4 protein-coding genes are annotated in these 1,688 nt (G+C 40.4%); all 4 read right to left on the minus strand.

Annotated features, from left to right (window positions below):
- Positions 1-57: 57 nt before the first annotated feature.
- Positions 58-174, minus strand: a complete 117-nt coding sequence (rpmJ, locus tag AC1DPZ_RS26645) for a 50S ribosomal protein L36 (RefSeq protein ID WP_074487407.1) — start codon at positions 172-174, stop codon at positions 58-60.
- A gap of 7 nt (positions 175-181) precedes the next feature.
- Positions 182-400, minus strand: a complete 219-nt coding sequence (gene infA, locus AC1DPZ_RS26650; RefSeq protein WP_090643449.1) for a translation initiation factor IF-1 — start codon at positions 398-400, stop codon at positions 182-184.
- 63 nt (positions 401-463) lie between these two features.
- Positions 464-1,255, minus strand: coding sequence for a type I methionyl aminopeptidase (map, locus tag AC1DPZ_RS26655; RefSeq protein ID WP_477409194.1), 792 nt, complete (start codon positions 1,253-1,255; stop codon positions 464-466).
- Between the two features lie 8 nt (positions 1,256-1,263).
- The coding region (locus AC1DPZ_RS26660) for a preprotein translocase subunit SecY (RefSeq protein ID WP_477409196.1) at positions 1,264-1,688 on the minus strand (425 nt) is incomplete at its 5' end.

Consider the following 1,688-nt stretch of genomic DNA (forward strand, 5'->3'; position numbering starts at 1 on the left):
TAGAGCGAAKTATCGTATTATTGAAAACTCAATCACCCACAAATTCTTTAATTGTTCTTAGCCCTGGCGTTGTTTGTACTTAGGATTCTTCTTGTTAATAACATAAAGTTTCCCGTTACGGCGAATGATCTTGCAATCAGCGCTGCGTTTCTTAATGGATGCTCTAACTTTCATCTCTTTATTATTTATATCTATAGGTTATTCTACCCTTACTTAAATCGTATGGACTCATTTCTAATTTCACTCTGTCGCCAGGTAAAATTTTGATGTAGTGCATACGCATCTTGCCGGAAATATGTGCAATAATCTCATGACCATTTTCCAGCTCAACCCTGAACATTGCATTTGACAATGCCTCTCTAATTGTACCGTCTTGCTCAATCGAAGATTGTTTAGCCATATTTTGTTGATTATTACTTAATTATCCGCCCTAAAACCGGGATGCAAAATTAATAAAAATTATTTAATTATTATTTTTTTCTTTTAAAACATTATCAACATATTCAAACGTTGATAAAATGTCTGGTTTACCTTTACCTACGGCAACTGTATGCTCATAGTGTGCCGATACCTTTTTATCTACTGTTGATACTGTCCAGCCATCATCCCAAAACTTAACACCGGCACGGCCCGCGTTTATCATCGGTTCAATAGCTATTACCATACCTTCCTCAAGCTTAGTACCAGCGCCTCGTTTGCCGTAGTTTGGCACTTCGGGTTTTTCATGTAACTGAAGCCCCACTCCATGCCCTACAAGCTCTTTAACTACACCAAAGCCATTCTTTTCAGCATGTTCCTGTACGGCATGGCCTATATCACCTATCCGCATACCTACAACGGCCTTTGCCACACCGAGGTCTAAACACTCCTGCGTAACACGCATAAGCTTCTTGGTGTGCTCTGATACCTCGCCAATGGCAAAGGTATAAGCCGAGTCGCCAAAGTATTTGTTTAAGATAACGCCACAGTCAACAGAAACAAGATCACCATCGGTTAAAACATGCTTGCCTGGAAAACCATGCACAACCTGATCGTTCAGGGAGATGCATAGTGAATAAGGAAAACCATGATAGTTTAAAAAAGCAGGCACGCCGCCGTTATCGCGTATAAAAGTTTCAGCCAGTTTGTCCAACTCGATCGTTCTTATCCCGGGACCAATAACTTTCGCTATTTCGCCAAGGGTTTTTGATACGAGTAACGAACTTTCCCTTATGAGTTCTATCTCCTCGACAGACTTATAATTGATTTTTGACATCTTGTATATTAGATCGCTGTCGGAGTTGTTCCGGCAGCAGCAGGCATTGCTGTACGTCCTTTAATTCGTCCGGTTTTCATTAAACCATCATAATGGCGCATCAACAGGTGGCTTTCTATTTGTTGCAATGTATCAAGCACAACACCTACCAGGATGATTAATGATGTACCACCAAAGAATCTTGCGAAAATTGGAGACACACCAACCAAACTGGCAATTGCCGGGATGATTGCTATAATAGCAAGGAAAATAGATCCGGGTAAGGTAATTTTTGAAATTACGCCATCTATATAATCTGCAGTTGTTTTACCTGGTTTAACGCCGGGGATAAATCCGCCATTCTTCTTCATATCATCAGCCATCTGGTTAGGATTAACCGTAATAGCTGTATAGAAGTAGGTGAACAGAATGATCAACACGCCAAACAGCAAAT

The sequence above is a fragment of the Mucilaginibacter sp. P4_G9 genome (assembly GCF_056400985.1).